17 protein-coding genes are annotated in these 21671 nt (G+C 39.9%); 2 read left to right on the top strand and 15 right to left on the bottom strand.

All coding sequences use genetic code 11. The features are described from left to right. Nucleotides 1–65: 65 nt before the first annotated feature. The gene (locus tag PHT93_RS07330) at nt 66–458 is read left to right on the top strand and encodes a CRISPR-associated endoribonuclease Cas6 (protein ID WP_300241264.1); all 393 of its coding nucleotides are present in this window, start codon (nt 66–68) and stop codon (nt 456–458) included. A 229-nt stretch (nt 459–687) separates the two neighbouring features. Continuing rightward, nucleotides 688–1248 (top strand): plasmid pRiA4b ORF-3 family protein, encoded by a 561-nt coding sequence (locus tag PHT93_RS07325; protein ID WP_300241260.1) that lies wholly within the window; start codon nt 688–690, stop codon nt 1246–1248. Nucleotides 1249–2019: 771 nt separating this feature from the next. Here the strand turns inward: PHT93_RS07325 and PHT93_RS07320 are convergent. The 15 genes from PHT93_RS07320 to rsmH all read right to left on the bottom strand — a co-directional run bounded on the left by PHT93_RS07320 (nt 2020) and on the right by rsmH (nt 20783). Further along, a complete protein-coding gene (locus tag PHT93_RS07320; RefSeq protein ID WP_300241257.1) occupies nt 2020–4509 on the bottom strand; it encodes a glycoside hydrolase family 95 protein in 2490 nt (829 codons plus the stop codon). Nucleotides 4510–4562: 53 nt separating this feature from the next. Further along, a complete protein-coding gene (locus PHT93_RS07315) occupies nt 4563–5441 on the bottom strand; it encodes a DMT family transporter (protein WP_300241254.1) in 879 nt (292 codons plus the stop codon). 105 nt (nt 5442–5546) lie between these two features. Beyond that, nucleotides 5547–5996 carry a GatB/YqeY domain-containing protein gene (locus PHT93_RS07310; RefSeq protein ID WP_300241253.1) on the bottom strand — a complete coding sequence of 150 codons (450 nt, stop codon included), beginning with the start codon at nt 5994–5996 and terminating at the stop codon, nt 5547–5549. 31 nt (nt 5997–6027) lie between these two features. Further along, nucleotides 6028–7395, bottom strand: a complete 1368-nt coding sequence (gene ftsZ, locus PHT93_RS07305) for a cell division protein FtsZ (protein WP_300241250.1) — start codon at nt 7393–7395, stop codon at nt 6028–6030. A 28-nt stretch (nt 7396–7423) separates the two neighbouring features. Then, nucleotides 7424–8761 carry a cell division protein FtsA gene (gene ftsA / locus PHT93_RS07300; RefSeq protein ID WP_300241249.1) on the bottom strand — a complete coding sequence of 446 codons (1338 nt, stop codon included), beginning with the start codon at nt 8759–8761 and terminating at the stop codon, nt 7424–7426. 5 nt (nt 8762–8766) lie between these two features. Further along, nucleotides 8767–9495 (bottom strand): cell division protein FtsQ, encoded by a 729-nt coding sequence (locus PHT93_RS07295; RefSeq protein ID WP_300241247.1) that lies wholly within the window; start codon nt 9493–9495, stop codon nt 8767–8769. Next, nucleotides 9492–10868, bottom strand: a complete 1377-nt coding sequence (gene murC, locus PHT93_RS07290; RefSeq protein ID WP_300241245.1) for a UDP-N-acetylmuramate--L-alanine ligase — start codon at nt 10866–10868, stop codon at nt 9492–9494. Before murC ends, PHT93_RS07295 begins: the two co-directional genes overlap by 4 nt. 1 nt (nt 10869) lies before the next feature. After that, nucleotides 10870–11976, bottom strand: a complete 1107-nt coding sequence (gene murG / locus PHT93_RS07285; RefSeq protein WP_300241242.1) for an undecaprenyldiphospho-muramoylpentapeptide beta-N-acetylglucosaminyltransferase — start codon at nt 11974–11976, stop codon at nt 10870–10872. Further along, complete coding sequence (locus tag PHT93_RS07280; protein WP_300241239.1) at nt 11973–13229, bottom strand: FtsW/RodA/SpoVE family cell cycle protein; 1257 nt, start codon at nt 13227–13229, stop codon at nt 11973–11975. The genes murG and PHT93_RS07280 overlap by 4 nt, the downstream gene beginning before the upstream one ends. A 17-nt stretch (nt 13230–13246) precedes the next feature. Further along, nucleotides 13247–14584 (bottom strand): UDP-N-acetylmuramoyl-L-alanine--D-glutamate ligase, encoded by a 1338-nt coding sequence (gene murD / locus PHT93_RS07275; protein WP_300241237.1) that lies wholly within the window; start codon nt 14582–14584, stop codon nt 13247–13249. A gap of 3 nt (nt 14585–14587) precedes the next feature. Then, the gene (gene mraY, locus PHT93_RS07270) at nt 14588–15847 is read right to left on the bottom strand and encodes a phospho-N-acetylmuramoyl-pentapeptide-transferase (protein ID WP_300241235.1); all 1260 of its coding nucleotides are present in this window, start codon (nt 15845–15847) and stop codon (nt 14588–14590) included. A 3-nt stretch (nt 15848–15850) separates the two neighbouring features. After that, complete coding sequence (locus PHT93_RS07265; protein WP_300241232.1) at nt 15851–17311, bottom strand: UDP-N-acetylmuramoyl-L-alanyl-D-glutamate--2,6-diaminopimelate ligase; 1461 nt, start codon at nt 17309–17311, stop codon at nt 15851–15853. An 18-nt stretch (nt 17312–17329) separates the two neighbouring features. Continuing rightward, nucleotides 17330–19498, bottom strand: a complete 2169-nt coding sequence (locus PHT93_RS07260) for a penicillin-binding protein (protein ID WP_300241230.1) — start codon at nt 19496–19498, stop codon at nt 17330–17332. A 5-nt stretch (nt 19499–19503) separates the two neighbouring features. Beyond that, nucleotides 19504–19860, bottom strand: a complete 357-nt coding sequence (locus tag PHT93_RS07255; protein ID WP_300241228.1) for an FtsL-like putative cell division protein — start codon at nt 19858–19860, stop codon at nt 19504–19506. Nucleotides 19861–19865: 5 nt separating this feature from the next. Continuing rightward, a complete protein-coding gene (gene rsmH, locus PHT93_RS07250; protein WP_300241226.1) occupies nt 19866–20783 on the bottom strand; it encodes a 16S rRNA (cytosine(1402)-N(4))-methyltransferase RsmH in 918 nt (305 codons plus the stop codon). Between the last annotated feature and the right edge of the window lie 888 nt (nt 20784–21671).

Here is a 21671-nt window from a genome sequence, read left to right as displayed (position 1 = left end):
TTTACTTGATATATTAAAAGCGATCTTCTATCTTTGAAAGAACTCTATTTTAATATAAGAGGAATATGAGATTTAAAATAAAAATAGCTGTTAAAAAAAACATATCAGGGAATAAGCTTCCTATAAATTATTTATACCCTCTCTCTTCATGGATTTATCATGTTATTGGTAAAGCTGATAAGGCTTATGCTTATGGAGATTGTCTCCTCAAAAATCTCAAAGAAAAATATAAAACATACTATAAACATGAATACACGGGATCGGACGAATTCAGTTTCGATCTACTCTCTCGAGCAAACTCACGCCTGATAACCATTAAAGCAGACACTCCTGCCCAGACAAAAATCAAAGGCTATACCTACACCTTTCGTCTTAAAGCAGACGAACCACTAATGCAGTTAGCCTTTGACGTAGGATTAGGAGAAAAAGGAAGTATGGGATTTGGCATGATTGGGTAATTGCAAATTTATATTTACCCATCTGTTTTTATGCTAAGTATATCAGATTGATTTTTAATTATTTATGTTTGAACTTAGGGTTTAGATAGTATTTCTGGAAATTTTGAGGCTCTTCAACTTTCGTTTCCAGGCTCTTCAACTTTTGTTTCCAGGCTCCTCAACTTTCGTTTCCAAGCTCTTCTAATTTTTTTTGTAAAAGGTATGATTAATAATATAAAAACAAAAAAACATGCTTTTCCAATTTAAAATACAACTAAAAGGAATAACCAAGCCTCCTGTTTGGCGGCGAGTATTAGTACCCTCAAATTTTACATTTGAACGTTTCCACGATGTGATTCAGACCGTCTTCCAATGGGAAGACTGCCACTTATATTTGTTTTCACCCAAAGGCTTCGGTTCAAAACCACTTATATCCATTCCGGATGATGATTGGCCGGTAGATTATGATGCCGGCAAAACCAAATTACAAGACATCTTCAATGCCGAAGGACAAACTTATACCTACGTCTATGATTTCGGAGACAGCTGGGAACACCTGATCACCCTCGAAACTATCTCGCCCGAATTAGCACTCAAAGCCGTCTGTCTGGCCGGCAAAGGAGCCTGTCCACCTGAGGACATTGGCGGCTTTATGATGTTCCAACACATGAAAGACGTTCTCGCAAACAAACCGAACAGTGAGGATGCCAAATTCTTCCGTGACCAATACGCCCTCTTAAAAGGCGAAACCTGGGACGAAGTTTATGAGTTTCTGATTGAGGAGATTAATGAGGATTTGTTGGAGGTGTAGAGGGGAGATAAGAGGAAAGAAATCAGAGAATTATAATTAAGACCTTATTATTTCAAGTCTACTATAGTTCGATTGATAAAATATAATTCTCTGATTTCAAGTAAGAATCTGTTTTGAATTTATTCTCTATTTTTTTATATCTGATTTGGTCTTTGGCGAAACACATGAAGACAAGACAAAAAGAAACTATTTTAACCATTTTGCTTACGCACTTCAAAAGCACTTAACCTCATTTTTCTTTCGTTTATATAGTTTCAAACCAATAAATATTCCATAATGACAAAGAAAGACCGTTTTTTCACCAAAAAAATAAAGGTTGTATTCCAAAAAATAAAGGTTATCTTTCGAAATATATCCTTTATCTTCAAAAAAGAGTAGCGTAATTTTGGATTTTTTACTTTTTACAAATCTTGAAAAAACGGACATGCCGGATAATGTGATTTAAACAACATCTCCCGAATTCTGCTCTTCAGGCACATGTTTCGTTATTTTGTTAGAGAAGTCAGCCCCAAAAGCCTTATTTGTGACCGATATTAATCTGACGCAAAAATAGGTGATTTGCCAACATTTTGATTTTTTCAAACCAATAGCTTAGAGCAAACGCATCTGAAATTTCAAATGAAGGAACATGAAAGAGTTACAAACATATAAAAAAAGATTCGCAAATTACCCCATTCCGATCTATATACCTCTTTAATGACGTTTTGTTTTCTATGGAAGATCAATAGAGAAATTAACGCGAAGAAGACAAAAGATGTTTTTTATGTCAGTCTATTCTTTTTTTGAGGATCGGAGCTCTGGTGATAAATTTAGCTTTTCTCCTTTATGAGTTTTGTATGTAACCGTGTTTTCTCCCAGTCTAAGATGAAGTATTCCTCCATTTGTGGATAGTACGCTCGCTTCTGTCAGTTTGTTGTCTTGCCAGGATAAATCAACAACGAAACCTCCTCTTGCTCGTAGTCCTTTCACAGATCCGTTTTTGAATGCTGTGGGGAGTGAGGGTAGAAGGTGGATTTCAAAATTTCCATCTTCTTTTACTAATTGACTTTGCAATAGCATTTCAGCAATGGCTGCAGTTGCTCCGAAATTTCCGTCGATCTGGAATGGGGGATGGTCGTCAAATAGATTTGGTAATGTCTTTTCGCTTAATAGAACGGAAAGTAACTTATAGGCATGATCTCCGTCGTGTAATCTGTTCCACATATTGATTTTCCATGCCAATCCCCAACCAGTTCCGCCATCGCCGCGTGCGTTTAGTGTTTTACGAGCTGCTTCTGCTAATTCAGGGGTGCCGTGTACTGTTATTTGGTTCCCGGGATGTAATGCAAATAAATGTGATGTATGGCGGTGATGAGGGTCAACTTCTTCGTAATCTTCTACCCATTCCATAACACGACCACTCTTTTTGCTAATCCGAATAGGAGGTAGGCGGTCTAACGTTTTCATGCATTCTTTCTTGAAAGAAGGATCTGTGTCTAAAATTGAACAGGCTTCTATGCAATTCGTTAGTAGGTCATGTATGATTTCTATATCCATTGTTGATCCATACGTAAAGACAGATTGTGATCCGTCAGGTAGATAAAATGCATTTTCCGGTGAGTGCGAAGGGTTTGTAACTAATTTACCGGCATAAGCTGTTCCGGCAGGAGCTTCAATCAAGAAGTCCATAATGAATCGTGCCGCTTCTTTCATCAAGGGAAAGGCTTTTTCTGAAAGGAAATCTTTATCTCCTGTAAAATTATAATGTTCCCAAGGATGTTGCGCTAACCAGGCTGCTCCGACAGGCCATATCCCTTGCGGTCCATCGGCAGGAGTGGTGAATCCCCATGCATCTGTCAGGTGATGAACTACCCAACCGTCTGCTCCGTATGTGTTTTTAGCAGTTGCTCTTCCTGTTTTGGCTAAAAGATCCATTAAGTCGAACATAGGCATATGAAGTTCACTTAAGTTGGTTATCTCTGCAGGCCAGTAATTCATTTGGAAATTTATATTTGTGTGATAGTCCGAGCTCCAGGGAGGAGTCATCTGCCAAGCCCAAAGACCTTGAAGGTTTGCAGGCATTCCTCCTGGACGAGAGGATGCGATTAATAAATAACGCCCGAACTTGAAGTATGTTTCTATCAAACCTAAACTTGGCTCTCCTTTTTCTTTGGCTTGTTTAAGTTGTTCGTCAGTCGTCAGTTCCTTTTCCTGTTGAGAAGAACCCAAGTCTAAAGAGACCCGATTGTAATATTGCTGATGATCCTGAATATGGTCTTTCCTTACCTTATCGTAGGATTTATTTTCAACCTTCTCAATCAATAAAGAACACGTTTCTTGTGGATTAACAGATAGGGTCGTAACCCCTTGCTTTAATTTCTTAAAACTCGGATAATTTGTAGAACCGCTAATGTATAAAGTCAGGGTATTTGCATTTTTAATTTGTAAGAAACTATCGCGTACTTCAACTGTTCCTTTCTCCGTAAGGGCCTTTATTTTAGCTGCAAATTGGAGACCACGTTCTATGCCGTTCTTATCTTCTGCGTGGATGCGCCCTTTTAATAATAAACTGTTTTTATCGTTTGGATCGGGTTCACATACAGCATCTTGTGCCCTACGCATCGTTAGATTAAGATTTATTTTTTTATTTTTATTGGCTGTAAAGCGAACAACGATAACACTATCAACTGCGGATGCAAAATATTCACGTTTATATTGAACATTTTCCGAACTATATGTGACAGAAACTATACCTGTGGATAAGTCAAGGCTTCGCACATAATTATTCGCATTAACTATTGGGGTGTCGAACCATATTTCGCCCAAAGATTGATATGGCTTTATTCTTGCAGGTATTCCCATTAAGGTTTCTCCTGCAAGGTCAACAGCTTCTTTGTTTTTATTTTCGAAAAGCAAACGCTGTATTTCCGGTAGTGACGTTAAAGCCTTTGGGTTATTTCGTTCCATGGGGAATCCATCCCATAGCGTATTGTCATTAATCTGGATTCGTTCATCAGCCACTCCTCCAAAGATCATTGCTCCAAGCCGGCCATTTCCTAAAGGTAGAGCTTCCTCCCATACAGTAGCCGACTTTCTATACCAAAGTAAATCTTTGCTGTCCGGTCTTTCTGCTTTTCCATTAAGTGTAGCGCGGTCTATCCATTTCGCGGAAATTTCACCTCTCCTGACGCTGGCTGGATGAATGTCTCCTGATTCTTCTATCTGAGCGAAAACGAGAATCGGGGACGTCAATAATAGTATTAGTATATGTAGTGTTCTCATAACCACAAAAATAGTTCTTATTTACATATATCAAAGAAGAGGATTAAACAAAGTTATCCTCGTTCAGCAATATATACACCCGCAAGAATCAGAATGCAGCCTATAAGTGCAATCCAGGTAATTGGTTCGTTGATTATTAAAGCAGAAGTTAACAGGGTGACCAAAGGGGTGATATAAAGATAATTTGCAGCTCGCATTGTTCCTATTCGTTTTACGGAAAGATTCCACATAAGATAGCAAAGCATTGAGGCAACCACGCCAAGAAATAATAGATTCATCAATACCACGGGGCGAATTATTACTTCCAGATCAAAAGGTAAAGACTTGAAAAAAAGAATCGGTAAAATGGTTAGAACTCCGTAGAAAAAGACTTTTCTGGTAATAAAAACTGTAGAATAACGGTCGCCTAATTTTCGGAATACGAGACAATAAAATGCCCACATTAAGGCCGCTGTGAGAGTCAATAAGTCACCAATAGGAGAAAGCTGCAGAACAAAACTACCGTTAAATACCACGAAGGAAACGCCGAGCAAGGCTATTAATGAGCCTATAATAAATCGTTTGCCCGGTTTCTCTTTTCGGTCAACAAGATATTGTACAAGCACCGTAATTACGGGAGTAACGCTTATGATTAACCCGACATTTGAGGCTAATGTAAACTCTAAAGCCGTGTTTTCTGCCAAAAAATACAATGAACCTCCCGTAATACCGGATAAAACAAATAAAAATTCATCTTTTATGCTATCTGCCCATACCTTTTTCGGGGAAATAAACCAGATGCAGATATAAGCGATTGTAAAACGATAAATCAGAATCTCAACCGGAGTGAGGCTGTTATTGATCAGTACTTTAGTAGAAACAAATGTTGTTCCCCATATTACTACGGTTAGAATAGCCATGAGGTGCCCACCATATGTCTTGGATAGATTCATATCAATTGAATATCTATATTATTATACCTGCAAAAGTAAACTATTCTCAATAAAAAAATCCCGACTTTGATAAGCCGGGACTATTTCTTTATTAAAAAAACAGATTTATGCTAATAGGCGTTTTACTGTTTCCGATATCATTCGGCCTTCTGCTTTCCCTGCTAACGCTTTTGTGGCAGTTCCCATTACCTTACCCATATCGCCCGGGCCTGAAGCCCCGACCTTGTCTATAATTTCTTTGAGAGCAACTTCAAGCTCTTCAGCGGTCATTTGTTTCGGCAGGTAGGTTTCGATGCAAGCTGCTTCTGCTAATTCTCCTTCCGCTAATTCCGGACGTTCTTGAGAAGCGTATATTTCTGCACTCTCTTTTCTTTGCTTTACCATCTTCTGGAGTATCTTAGTTGCAGCTTCATCACTGAGTTCTCCATCTCCTCCTTTTGCCGTCTTTGCTTCAAGGAATTCTTTTTTTACTCCACGAAGTGCCTGAAGACGGATCTTATCTTTAGCCAGCATAGCTTCTTTGATGTCAGCACTTACACGATCAAACAGGTTCATATATCTAATTCTTTTAAAATTGAGTATTCTATTATCTAAAACTAATTATCCGACGTCCACCATCATTGTCTGACTTGTCGGAAGGATTCTCTGCTTCTTTAGAATCAGGATCCTGTATCTCTACCGCTTCCTCTTCCATATTGGCTAATTTAGCACGACTACGGGTTATGAGTTTCGGATCACGATTATACGTGGGGTATTCTTCTAAGATGGCAATCAGGGAATCATCATCCATCTCGTCTGCTGACAATATAACGGGCTTAGAACGCGCAGGAAGTCCCATCTTACGACCGGACACATCATAGTATTTCCCGATCAGTTTGAGTTCGCGCGCCTCTTTTTCGTCGTCTTCGATTTTGCGGCGCCTTTCTTCTTCTGACATAAAGAAAGAATCCTGTCGTTGCTTTTCTGCCACTTCAGGTATATCGCTTGTTCCGAATCCTGTTGCCAGAATCGTCATTTTTATCTGATCTCCTAACGAATCGTCCACTGCCGTTCCCCAGATTACATCAATATCTCTCTCAAAACGAGACATAAATTCGTGTACATCATTCATTTCTTCCATCAGGAGTTCAGATTCTTTACTGAAAGAGACATTGAATAATATTTTCTTTGCATCAAAGATGTCGTTGTTATTTAGTAAAGGAGAATTGAGCGCATCTTCAATTGCCATCTTAACACGGTTTTCGCCTCGTCCAAAACCATTGCTCATAAGAGCAACACCACCATCTTTCATTGTCGTGTTTACATCGGCAAAGTCAAGATTGATAATTCCGGGTAACGTAATAATTTCCGCAATACTTTTGGCCGCAATAGTTAACGTATCGTCCGCTTTTCCAAAAGCATTTGTAACCGTTAAGTCTGCATAAATCTGGCGCAGACGTTCATTGCTGATTACAAGCAGAGCATCCACATTCTTTGCAATTTCTTCAACACCGATTAACGCTTGTACGATTTTTCTTCGACCTTCAAACTCAAATGGAATGGTAACAATACCTACTGTAAGGATACCCATATCCTTAGCTATACGTGCAATAACCGGAGCAGCACCTGTTCCTGTTCCTCCTCCCATTCCTGCGGTAATGAAAACCATCTTGGTTCCGTCGTCCAGCATTCTGCGAAGTTCGTCGAGGCTCTCTTCGGCTGCCATCATCGCCTTTTCCGGCTTATTCCCTGCTCCAAGTCCTTGTGTTACTTCCCGTCCAAGAGTTATCTTTGTCGGCACATCAGAACGTTTCAGTGCCTGATTATCTGTATTGCAAAGCACAAAAGAAACATCGTAGATGCCTTCCTTATACATGTGAGTAACAGCATTTCCGCCGCCTCCACCTACACCAATAACTTTAATGATATTGGGTGAATCTGTCTGAAAGTTGAAATCTAATATTGTATCGTCCATCGTCTTTCCTCCTTAACGTTTGCTGATTTTATAATTCCCCATCAAACAGGTCTTTTGTCATATTGTCCACCTTCGTCCTCCATCCGGAAAAAAGACCTCCTTTCTTTTCTTTCGGAGATTTCGGCTTTTTGGGTTCTGCTGTAGGTTTCGGAACTTCTTCCTCTTCCAGGTGCCCAAACAATGTTGGTTGTGGGTCTGTAGATTTTTCCTGTGGGATAGCACAATTTTCCGTTCCTTGCATAAGTAATCCTATAGCAACTGCATATTCTGAATTGACAGGATCTATATCTCCGCTACTTACTATTCCTTTGCGGACAGACGAGCAGCGTACCCCAACTTTAAGTCTTTCTCGTATAACTTCTGTCAGGTTCTTTAATGTAGCGCCTCCACCTGTAATAATAACTCCGGCACCTAATTCGTTTTTCAATCCTGTTTCTTCCAGACGGGCATATACATTTTCCAATATTTCTCCTATACGTGCTTCAATAATATTGTTGAAGTCGCTAAGCGGAATTTCTCGTAATCCAACTCCGTCGGCAGAACTAACCTGTATAGCAGAGTCATCGTCTTTATCCATAATGGCACTCCCATAGGCGCATTTAAGACGCTCTGCCTCTGTCTCAACAATGCGAAGATTCATGATGTCTTTTGTGATAAGGTGGCTCCCTAAAGGAATAACGGATAGAGCTTCCAATTTTCCTCCCTTATATATCGTTAAGGTGGTTACTCCGGCACCAAAGCCAATCAACGCACAGCCCAGATTCTTTTCGTCAGCAGTCAGTACTACATCTGCCATAGCTAATGGAGATACCAGAATGCCTGCAATTTCGATTTTTGCGCGGTCGCGGATGCTGCTAAGTATATAACTACGTAATGACGGGCGCGCAACAATCAGCTTATAGCGTGCTTCGATTTTATTTCCGGGAACTCCCACAGGATTATCAACTACCTGATTGTCTATATAGTAAGTCGGAGATACTGCCGCAAGTACATCCAGCATATCCGGACGAAATTGTTGGCATTCTTTATATAATGAATCAATAGTATTCTCAGAAACGATTCCGTCTTCTCCCAAAATATGGGGCACGGTATGATCGATAGAGTGTAAAGACATTCCGCCAACACCTACATAGACTTTCCCGATCTTGGTACCATGCAGTTTGTTTTCCAATTTCTGAATCAAATGTTTGACTTTATTGGCTGTTTCTTCCACGTTATATACACATCCCCGCCTTATACAAGTTCCGGAGTTTTCCACCTCATGAGCTATGATCGATATGCTACCTGTAGGATTCTTTATCCCTACAATGCCGACCATACGAGATGTACCTAAGTCAATAGCTGTTATAAAGTTTGTGTATTGCATATTGTCTATCTTTTAGTACAAACGATTTGATTCTTATATTTTAAATTAATAATGCTATACTTTTCCCATCCCATTTTGGGGACTACTTTGTCATAGAAAAGTCGCAAATTATCTAATTTCCCTTTAAACCCATCCAGTGCTCCCAACACAATCCGGTGGTCTCCCACTCTTGGAATTAAATCAACTTCACCGTCCGAATGAATGTATATTTGCTCAATCTGGGCATTCCAGAATTTATCCTCTTGCAAAAATAACGCAAATTTGTATAAGTCGGTCATAGCCTGCTCTTTTTCGATAAAACCACTGGCTACGGGAACATGGGCAACATAACGGTTGCTTACCGGCATAACAGTTCCTTTATTGTCAATATAGAAATTACCGTGAACACTAATTACCCGCAATATCGGCATCTTTTGTTTTACTTCCAATTTTATTATGCCCGAAGGTGTTTTATATGCTTCAACATTCGCAATCATTTCATTAGAAAGCAAAGCTTCTTCTATCTTGTCCGTATTAATCTCAGTCATTGGTTTATCTACCGGATATAATTTCTCCCGTTTCAGGAAAGAAGTAAGGTCTGCTTCTGTCACGAAATGCTTTTCTAAACTGTCTTTCACAACGACTTCTATTGACTTACATGTATCAGATCTCCTTACATCCTTAAAGAAATAAGAAGTAAAGAGGATATATGCAAACAATAACATCCCGATTAATATGGTAATAATACGAATCACTTTTTCTCCAATATCAATTTTACATGTTCAACCATTCGGTCAATATCACCTGCTCCGGCCATAAGGACAACCTCGTATGTCCCTCTTTCTAAGATGGAATATAGTTGTTCCTTTTTGCATAACGTTTTATTCTTCAAAGTCACTTTATCAAAAATGATCTGAGATGTTACGCCGGGAATAGGTTCTTCCCTTGCAGGATAGATGTCGAGTAAGATCAGTTCGTCCAACAATGAAAGACTGGTCGCAAAATCATCCGCAAAATCTTGCGTTCTGCTATATAAGTGCGGTTGAAATATGCCTGTTACTTTCTTTCCTTTGTATAACTCTTTTACCGACAATATACTTTCTCTCAATTCTGCCGGATGGTGAGCATAATCATCGATTAAAACGATGTTTTCTTTCTTCAGATAAAAATCGAACCGCCTTTTCGGACCGGCAAAAGAATACATCCCTTCTTTTATCTCCTCCGGAGTAACCCCATTTAACCAGGCAATCGCTATTGCGGCAACTCCATTCTCAATATTTACCTTAACAGGTACTCCAAGTCTGATGTCTCTGATTGAGATGTCCGGCCCCACGAAATCGAATAAAATCTCCCCGTTACCTATCCGGATATCCTCCGCGTGAAAATCTCCACCCTCCGTTGCCGAATACGTATATTGTTTAACGCCTTCTTTCAGATGAGGCGTTACGTTAATTCCTTTCTTTATCAATAGGACACCATCCGGTCTAATCAACGAGGTAAACTTGTCGAAACTCTCCTTGTAAGCTTCTGCCGTACCATAAATATCCAAGTGATCCGGATCTGCGGATGTTATAACCGCCATATACGGAGTAAGCCAATGAAATGAGCGATCGAATTCATCTGCTTCTATAACAGTCAGGTCGCTTGTGTCGGAAAGCAACAGATTGCTGTTGTAATTCTTTAATATTCCTCCAAGAAAGGCATTGCAATCCACATGAGATTGTTTCAATAGATGAGCGATCATGGAAGAAGTAGTGGTTTTACCATGCGTTCCGGCAACACACAAGCCACGTGAATATTTCGTTATCTCACCTAATACCTGTGCACGTTTCATGATCCGAAATCCATTCGTCCGGAAATAGGTTAGTTCCTGATGCGTTTCAGGTACTGCCGGAGTATAAATAACCAACGTATGAGCTGTATCTTTATATGCTTCAGGGATAAGCGCTATATCATCTTCATAATGAATAGAAGCTCCCTCTTTATTTAACGATTCGGTTAAAGCGGACAATGTCCTGTCGTACCCTGCTACTCGTTTCCCTTTTGAAAGGAAATAACGGATCAAAGCACTCATTCCAATACCTCCTGCTCCTACAAAATAAATGGATGTCAACGTCTCTATGTTCATTCTACTTCTTTTCTATGATCTTTACAATTTCATCAACAATGCGCTCGGCACTGTTTCGTTCGGCCAACTGGGCAATATTTGTACTTAAAGATTTCAGCCTGTCCTGATCCTGTATCAGTTCTAAAGCCGTATCTATCAATTTTTCATTTGCTTCTGAATCCCGAACCATTACGGCAGCATCTTTACTGACTAACGCCATTGCGTTTTTTGTTTGATGATCTTCGGCAACATTAGGCGAAGGTACTAAAACAGCTGGTTTTTCCAGCAGACAAAGTTCTGAAATTGAGCTGGCTCCGGCACGAGAGATAACCAAATCTGCTGCAGCATACGCATAATCCATTCGATTGATAAAGACTGAACACCAAACCGGTTGGTCTTGAAATTCTTTTAAAAAGGCCTCTGCTTTCGTATAGTAGTATTTCCCCGTCTGCCAGATAACTTGTATATCGGCATTCAACAGTTTGCTTAATCCGGATTGTATGCTTTGGTTGATTGTGCGAGCACCAAGACTTCCTCCTACGATGAGAATAGTTTTTTTGTCTTTTGTTAAACCGAAATACTCTAAGGCCTCTTGCCTCTTGTCTTTCGCTTCGGCCAGATCTTCACGAATCGGATTCCCTGTAATGACAAGTTTGTCCGCAGGGAAAAAACGTTCCATTCCTTCATATGCAACGCAGATTTTGCTTGCCTTTCCTGCTAATAGCTTATTGGTAACACCGGCATACGAATTTTGTTCTTGTATCAACGAAGGAATACCGAGTGATGCTGCAGACCATAAAGTAGGTCCACTTGCGTATCCTCCGACTCCCACAGCTATATCAGGCTTAAATTCCCGGATTGTTTTTTTTGCTAAAGATAAACTTTTTATGAGGCGGCTTATTACTTTTATGTTTTTGAATAAGTTGCTTCTGTCAAAACCGCTGACCGGAAGACCAACTATTTTATATCCTGCGGCCGGAACCTTTTCCATTTCCATGCGGTCTTCTGCTCCGACAAAAAGAATTTCCGATTGCGGATAACGACTGCGAATCGTGTTTGCAATTGAAACAGCAGGAAAGATATGTCCTCCTGTTCCTCCTCCGCTTATTATTACTCTGAATTGTTTCATGCCTTCACCTCTGTTTCTGTTTCACTGCTTATTTGTTCCGTTTCTATTCCTTCTTCATCTTCATCCAAAGGCTCTTCCAACGGAATCTCTTCATTTCCTATTCCTGCACCAAAACGACTTACACTTAATATTATTCCAAAATAAATACAAGAAATCATGGTTGATGTTCCTCCACGACTGACTAAAGGCATGGGTTGTCCTGTTACCGGAATCAGATCCACAGCAACCGCCATGTTTGCTAATGCCTGGACTACAAGTAGTAATCCACATCCTATGACCAGGAATTTTGGGAAAAGCTTTTCGCATTTCCGGGCAATCATTCCTACCCGTACAAGTAAGATAACATAGAGCAACAAAACAAACATGCCTCCAATAAATCCCAGTTCTTCAATGATGATTGCATAGATGAAGTCAGAGTAAGCCTGAGGAAGAAAATCCCGTTGTTGTCCATGTCCGGGCATTTGCCCTATTATCCCACCTCGTGCAATGGCAATTTTAGCGTGTACTTCCTGATAATTATCATCCGTTACTTTGAATGTGCCTTCTGCTTCCCCTTTTTGTTCTTCCGGACTGGCAAAACGTTCTATACGAGCTTTCCAGGTAGCTAAACGGTCGGGCAAGTATTGTTCAATACTCTTTGGGGTGAATAACATCAAACAAAGTAGTAGTCCTCCTGTAGCTCCTAATATCGCTCCTAATTTCAGTAACCTTTTAACCGATAACTGTCCGATGAACATCATCAGGTAACAAACTCCGAAAAGCATAATTGCTGTTGAGAAGTTTTCAGGGAAAATAAGAATACAAGCCGTTCCTACTCCAATCAGGATAGAATTGTATATTTGTTTTTCGGTGAACTTATCTCGTTTGCTCAGCATGAATGCAATAAAAACGATAGATGCCAGTTTCGCAAACTCTGAAGGCTGAAACTGTATTCCCATAAATTCCAGCCAACGATGTGCATCATTCGCGCTGACTCCAATAAACGGAGTAATCAATAGCATGAGAATAGAAATCGGCAATAAGATAATTAAAGCCGGAAAAAACCGGGAAGGAATATTATGCAATAATAGAATCAATACAAAACCACCCAATAAAAACGAACCGTGCCTGACAATAGGAGTCCAGAAATAAACGTTTTTATAAGCGATCGTACTGGTTGCACTAAAGACCTCTATTACCGAAATAAGCGATAAGAACATGAAAATGATCCATATCACCCGGTCTCCTCTGAATAATTTATTTGCCAGATCCATTCAACTATCCTTTCTGATTATAAATTGCGTACACAGGCTTTGAACTGTTCGCCTCTGTCTTCGTAATTCTTAAATAAATCAAAGCTGGCACAACAAGGAGAAAGTAAAACCGTATCTCCTTTCTCTGCCAGTTTGTATGCTTTTGAAACAGCTTCTTCCATGGAACGCGCATCTTCAATCTGACTTACCTTTCCATCAAAGAAATCATGAAGTTTGTTATTATCTACTCCTAAGAATATAAGAGCGCGAACTTTCTTTTTCACCAACTCATCTATTTCTGAATAATCATTTCCTTTGTCTGTTCCCCCCAGTATAAGAATAATTTTTGTGTTCATGCTTTGTAAAGCATACCAGCAGGAATTTACATTTGTTGCTTTCGAATCATTAATATAATCAACACCACGTATTCGCAAAACTTTCTCTAAGCGATGTTCAACGCCTGCAAAATCACTCAAAGATTCTCTTATTTTTTCGTCCTGAATGTCCAGAATCTTAGCCGTAATTCCTGCAGCTAAAGAATTATACAGATTATGAGTTCCCGTAAGTGCCAATAGATCTTCTTCCATCGTAAAAGTTCCATTTGATGTTTCAATAATCACTTTCTTGTTTTTAGTATAGCCTTTCAGTCCGGACTTGTCTTCCGCAGAGAAAGGATGGAGGGTTGCCTTCGGTGATCGTTTTGCGATCTCACGGCTTATAACAGGATCGTCATTCCAGAAAATAAATGCATCCGCTTCTGTTTGATTTTGAATAATACGGAACTTGGCATTTACGTAATTCTGCATTTCATAATTATACCGATCTAAATGATCGGGCGTAATATTCAGTAATATGGCAATGTCTGCTTTAAAATCATACATGTTGTCAAGCTGAAAACTACTTAGTTCGATGACATAAAAAGCATGTGGTGATTCAGCTACCTGAAGCGCCAGACTATTCCCTATATTGCCTGCAAGGCCTACGTCCATTCCGGCTTTCTTCAGAATATGATAGATCAGCATCGTCGTAGTTGTCTTTCCGTTGCTTCCGGTGATACAGATCATCTTTGAGGCAGTATATCGTCCTGCAAATTCGATCTCAGAGATTATAGGGATATTTCTTTCCTTTAGTTTAACAATAATAGGAGCTTTGTCCGGGATGCCCGGACTTTTTATTACTTCATCAGCATTCAGAATCAACTCTTCCGTATGTTTTCCTTCCTCCCATACGATCCGGCGATCATCAAGCATCTGTTTATATTTGGGCGGAATAGCAGAAAAGTCAGACACAAACGTGTCGAATCCTTTAGCCTTTGCCAGTGCGGCTGCTCCAGCTCCGCTCTCTCCACCTCCTAATATTACAACTCTCCTGCTCATCTCTTATCTCATCTTTAACGTAACAATAGTGATTACAGCCAAAATAATTCCTATCAGCCAAAAACGAACCACGATTTTGGATTCAGGAACAACATTGAACGGCTTTTGTAATAATGCCTGAATGCCGGCATTTCCTTGCTTCTGAAAATGATGGTGAAGCGGAGTCATTTTAAAAATACGCCTTCCTTCACCGTATTTCTTTTTTGTGTATTTGAAATAGGCTACCTGCAGCATTACGGAGATGCTTTCAGCTAAAAAAATACCACAAAGAATCGGTATAAGTAATTCCTTGCGAATGATGATGGCAAAAACAGCAATAATCCCACCTAAGGTAAGACTACCCGTGTCTCCCATAAATACTTGGGCAGGGAAGGCATTATACCACAGAAATCCAATTGTAGCACCGATAAAGGCAGCAGCAAAAATTACTAATTCTTCTGCTCCCGGGATAAACATAATGTTCAGGAAAGAGGCAAATCGGACGTGGGAAGACATGTAAGCAAGAATACCTAATGCAACTCCTATAATAGCCGAACTTCCAGCAGCTAATCCATCTAATCCATCCGTAAGATTGGCTCCGTTGGATACCGCTGTTACAATAAAGATAACCACAAGAACAAAAACGATCCATGCTGCAGGTTCTTTATAATCTCCAGCCCAACTGACTATACTGGCATAGTCGAAATTATTATTCTTTAGAAAAGGAATCGTGGTCTTAGTCGATTTCGTTTCGTTCTGTTTAAAGTTTACTTCTTCAATAATATTCTCATTTCTGACTTCAACATTTTCACGAATCACTACATCCGGACTCATGAACAAAACCAAACCTACAATCAGCCCAAGTCCAACCTGGCCAACAATTTTGAATCGACCATGTAATCCCTCTTTGTCTTTCTTAAAAACTTTAATATAGTCGTCAGCAAAGCCAATAGCACCCAACCATAGCGTCGTGATCAACATCAGAATAATATAGATGTTCTCCAGACGGGTACAAAGTAAAACCGGAATAAGAATGGCGATAATTATAATGATACCTCCCATTGTTGGCGTGCCTTTTTTACTCATCTGTCCTTCTAAGCCCAGATTACGTACGGTTTCACCAATTTGAAGCTGCTGTAATTTGTCAATGATCCTGCGTCCGATCGTTGTCGAAATAAATAACGAAAGGATCAGTGCCAAGCCGGAACGAAATGATACATATTTAAACATCCCCGCTCCCGGTAGGTCTATTTGATCTAAATAATTAAATAGATAATACAGCATGATTTATTGTTCTTGTGTTTTAAAAATTTCGCGTACTTTCTCTCTATCATCAAAATGATGTTTTACTCCTTTTACATCCTGATAATCTTCATGTCCTTTCCCTGCAATCAGTATTACGTCGCCTTTCTTTGCTAACATAATGGCTGTCTTAATCGCCTGCGTACGATCCGTAATACAAAGAGTCCGTTCCATATCTGCAGGAGAAAGCCCTGCAACCATATCCTGAATAATTGCATCGGGGTCTTCGAAACGGGGATTGTCTGAGGTCAAGATGACCTGATCACTTTTATCAACGGCTTCTTTTGCCATCAGAGGACGTTTTCCCTTATCGCGGTTGCCTCCTGCTCCAACAACCGTGATTATGCGGCCATTCCCTTCCAGAACTTCATGAATACCATTCAGTACATTTGTTAATGCGTCCGGAGTATGCGCATAGTCAACAATAGCCGTATATCCCAATACGGAACGGATTGTTTCAAAACGCCCCGAAACAGGATGTAGGGTACTTAATCCGATCAGTACATTTTCGGGATCTTTTCCTAAAGCAACTGCCGTTCCGTAAACAGCCAACAGGTTGTAGGCGTTAAAACGTCCGACAAAATGTACCATTACTTCCCGATTGTTAATAATCAGGTCTGTTCCTTCAAAATGCGATTCTAATATTTTTGCTTTGAAGTCGGCTAAAGTCCTTAATGAATAAGTTAGTTTCTTCGCTAAAGTATTCTGCAGCATAACAGGCCCGGCCTTGTCGTCTATATTGGTCAGAGCAAAGGCGGTTGCCGGAAGATTGTCGAAAAATGCCTTTTTTGCTTTCAGATAATTGTCCACCGTTTTATGATAATCCAAGTGGTCACGGGTTAGATTTGTGAACACACCTCCCTCAAAAGATAATCCGCTGATACGGCGTTGATCAACCGCATGCGAACTGACTTCCATAAACGCATATTCACAACCAGCCTCAACCATACGTGCCAATAGGGCATGCATGGTTAACGGATCAGGCGTTGTATGCTCGGTTGGCACAGCTATCCCGTCTATATAATTACAAACCGTAGATAGCAGCCCCGCTTTATGCCCTAATTTACGGAACAGATCATATAGTAGAGTGGCAGTTGTTGTTTTACCATTCGTTCCTGTAACCCCGACAAGTGTTAGTTTTTCTGAAGGAGAACCATACCAGGCAGAGGCTAATTTTCCTAACGCATCTGCAGAGTCTTTCACCTGTATAAAGGAACATCTATCCTTCATACCCTCCGGAATCTCTTCGCATACAATCGCAGCAGCCCCTTTTTCTATGACATTAGGGATAAACGTATGCCCATCCACAGACACACCTCTTACTGCAATAAACAAATTTCCGGCTTCTACCAAACGCGAATCCGCCTGAATACCGGTTATTTCCTTTCCGGTATCTCCCGTAAGAGACGGAGAGGGTAATAAGCTGATCAATTCCTTTAATTTCATCTTCTTTATCCTGATTCTTTATTTTAATGTTAATAAGACCGTCTGTCCTCTTGTTATGCGTTGACCTGGTGAAATGCTTTGTGAAACCACGCGTCCACTTCCTTGTAAGTTTACTCGCAAACCAACACTTTCCATCAGGAATACGGCATCTTTAGCCCCCATGCCTGTTACACGTGGTACCAAACCATCAATCAGAGTAAGGTCTTTTAAAACAACAGCGTCACCTGTTTCAGTTCTGTCTGCTGTAAGCCAGTCGGAGTCTGTTCCCTCTTCCTTTACTTCTATATCGAATGCATTTATTGCACGTTTTATTTCTTCTTTTCCTCCCGATTTTAATCTGGGGGTAAGAACTGCCAGAGAATCCACGTTTAATGACTCTACGTTGAACTCCATGTAGTTCGCATATATTTTCTCTGCAATATGTTTTACAACGGCACCAGACATTGCTCCTCCCGAAGCATATCCGATTCTCGGACGTCTGATAACTACAATACACGAATACTTCGGTTCATCTGCCGGGAAATAACCGCAAAACGTAACTTGGTGTCCGCTTGTTCGGTAAACCCCACCTGACGCAATCTGTGCTGTGCCGGTTTTTCCGGCAATTGGAATAACATCAGAATGTACAGCTTTTCCTGTTCCTTTTTCTACTACACCTAATAACATATCTTGTATGATTTCAAGTGTTTTATCTGAACAAATAGATGATTTTAAGACTACTGTAGAGAAACTTTTTTCCACCTTTCCGTTGTTCAGTATCTCTTTTGTAAACATCGGGCGAACCATCTTCCCATCGTTCGCGATCGCATTGAAGAAAGTCAAGGTATAAATAGGAGGAATTTGCGTCTCATAACCAAATGACATCCAGGGGAGTGTTGTTTTTGACCAATACAGTGCTGTGTCATTCGGCATACGTATTTTAGCCCTTCCTGCTCCGGGTATTTCCAGATTCAACGGAATGGTAAGTCCCAGTTTGTAAAGCCCTTCTACGAATTTTGTCGGATTCTTTTCGTATCCTTTAAGGATGGTCTTTGCGACTCCTATATTAGAAGAATTCCAGATAGACTGTTCTACAGATATACGACCGTAACCGCCTCGATTCATATTGTGGTCGGTCATACGTGCTCCTTTATACATATAGATACCATTACCTACATCCACTGTGTCGTACGGACTGCATAGCCCATCTTCGAGTGCGACCATGATGGAGGCAACTTTAAATGTTGAACCCGGTTCTATTTCATCGGCAACGGCATGGTTTTTAGTTTCATGATAAACCCCATCACGCACACGTCCCATGTTGGTTATCGCTTTGATCTCACCCGTCTTTACTTCCATCACAACAGCTGTACCGGACTCAGCATCAATGCTTTTTAACATGTCCACAAGCGACTTTTCTGTGATGTCTTGTATGCCGATGTCAATTGTGGTGCGTATATCCATCCCGTCTGTCGGTTCTACTTCTACAACGTTAGTCCATCCTCCACCTAACCGGCGAACTGAACTTAAACCAGCCTTGCCTCGCAATAAAGAGTCGTATTGCAGCTCCAATCCGTTTTTCCCTTTTGACACTCCACTTGCCTCGATTTCTCCGTAAATATCACCGATAGTCCGTGAGGCTAACGAACCGAATGGCTTTTGTCTCTCCACCATCTCCTTGGTGTAAAAGCCACTTTTGTAACGACTTAGTCTGAGAAACGGATATCTTTTTACCTCTTTCAGATCAGAAAAAGAGATCTTTCCTTCATATACAGGATATTGTCGGCTTTTACTCTTTAATCCTCTTAATAAATGAGCTTTGTAACCTGCAGGAGTCCGGTTTTTTAATTTCCGGGACAGGTAAATGGATAAAGAGTCTATTCCGTTTGCTTTTGAGTGCAGGAATGTGTCCACACTGAAACCATCTGCTTTAAAATCAATATAGGTATAATATCGCGGAGCGCTTGTTGCCATTAGTTTGTTGTCAACGGAATAAATATTTCCACGTCCCGGAAGAATCAACCGGTTTGGACGTTGTTGGCTGGCTGCTACTTTCAGCCATCTGTCTTTCTCTACAAAAGCCGTATTGAAGGCGCAAAAGACAATACCTCCTACAACGAACCCCAACAATAGTACCACAATAAAATAATTGGTCAGCACTCTGTTCGTTTTCTGTATTTGCTCTTTTGTATCTTTTTCTTCCGACATGATTTCTATCTATATAACTCATAAGGAGGTGTCTTTGCCACTTCCAGTTCAATACCTTGCTCTTCTATTAAAAGTTCAATTTGCGATTGACGACTATTCCCTGTTAATTCAGAAGAAATAGACAGTGCTTCAAAGCGAACATCACGGAGCTGTTGTTGTAAGCGGTCTATCTCTCTCAGTTTCTGCATACAGGTATATCTGTTCCCAATAAAGAAAAAGATCAGCACAACCACCAATACAATCATTTTTGTATGCTTGACAATAAAATCCTCTTTCAGGATTCCTCCACCAAGGATGTAAAGAAGAGAAAGCCTTTTCTCCTTCTTGTTTGCCTTTTTCTGTTGTTTCTTTCCCTCTTCCATCTTGTTTATATCTTTTCGGCAATGCGTAATTTTGCGCTTCTTGACCTTGGGTTGCTCTCTACTTCTTCCTTTGAAGGAACAATCACCTTATTGTTGATCATTCGGAAAGGAGTCAGTCTGTTCCCAAAGAAATCCTGTTCGCTTTTTCCTTCAAAATTACCTGCTTTAAGAAAATTCTTTACCAGTCGGTCTTCTAATGAGTGATAGGTAATCACCACCAATCGCCCTCCGGGTTTTAAGACCTGAAGCGTTTGTTGCAACATTTCTTTCAATGCGCGCATTTCATCATTTACCTCTATTCTTAACGCTTGAAACACCTGAGCAAGAAATTTTTTTTCTTTATCTTTTGCTGTAAATGGTTTAATAATTTCCAGAAAATCTTCAATAGTACGAAGCTGCTTATTGCCCCGTTCTTTTACTAATAAAGAAGCTAAACGGCGGGCAATCTTTAATTCACCATACAGGTAAAAGACGTCGGCCAACTTATCTTCCGGATAGGTGTTTATAATATCTGAGGCAGTTTTGCCGGAGCGTGTGTTCATCCGCATGTCCAGATCACCATCGAAACGGAAAGAAAATCCCCTTTCTTTATCGTCAAAATGATGCGACGAAACCCCAAGATCGGCAAGTAAACAATCCACCTTGCCGGCAACATCGTGATAACGCATGAAATTATAGAGATAGCGGAAATTGCTCCGTACAAACGTGAAACGGTTATCTCCGGGAATATTTTGTTCTGCATCAGCATCCTGATCAAAACCAAAAAGCCTTCCGGATTCACCCAAAAGGCTCAAAATTCCACGAGAGTGGCCACCTCCTCCGAAGGTCACGTCAACACAAATGCTGTCAGGGCTAATATTTAAACCTTCAAGACTTTCGTTTAACATGACCGGCACATGATAACTCACCCCTTCTTTTTCCATAACTACTATTCAATTCTCTATTTGACAGTAAAAATAAACACTTTCATCCAATATAAATAGTAAATATTAATAAAAAGTTATCAACACGTTGGTGTAATGGTTCTTACGTCCCTAAATATGTTGTTTTACTTTAAGTGTTGTTTGCCTGATAAGAATATAGCATATAATTGAAATGATGTCTTATATCGAACAGTTCCTGATTTCCCCTGTTTTGTTTTGACAAATAGCTACTTTTTTTGTTCTTTTACTTACGCGTAAAAAATACCCATCCTTGTCTTTTTGTTATTTAATATTGTTTTAGACTAATAAATATTAGATATAGACCAAAAATGTCTGCTTTTTACCAGAAATTAAAAGGTTATTTTCTGAAATATATCCTTTGTTTTCAAAAAAAGAATAGAGTCTTTTTCCAAAAAGAGTAGGGGTATTTTATCCATTGCCTTTTTTTGTTCAATTTTGATAATCCTAAAAAATGGACATGCTGTATCACGCGTTTTTAGTGTGGTTTTTTAGCGTTTATTTTTCAGGTATATTTTTTATCCTTTTCATTAATAAAATGCGGCAAAACAGCTCTGTTGGGGTTGATGACAGTTTGTTGGAAAATGATAAAGTTCGCTATTATTTTGTTTTTTTTTCTTTCACCTTCTTATATTCTCTGTACACAATCTGTTCTAACGTATAGAGGTAACTTCATTAAATACGACATAATATAAGTGTAATAACAACCGGGGTTTCGGACTGGTCCTAAATTTTTTGTTAAACGGATCAGCGGATTTTCTCGGTGGATATCCTTCCTTTCATAGGTTAAGAATATAACATAACTTTGCGTGTACATAAAAAACTTAATATCTCCCACGCCTCTAAATTGTGATCTGAATGCCTTGATCT

Source organism: Massilibacteroides sp., assembly GCF_028705895.1.
Taxonomy (GTDB): Bacteria; Bacteroidota; Bacteroidia; order Bacteroidales; family Tannerellaceae; genus Massilibacteroides.
Note: the sequence above shows the minus strand (reverse complement) of the source record. Positions and strands in the feature narration are given on the sequence as shown.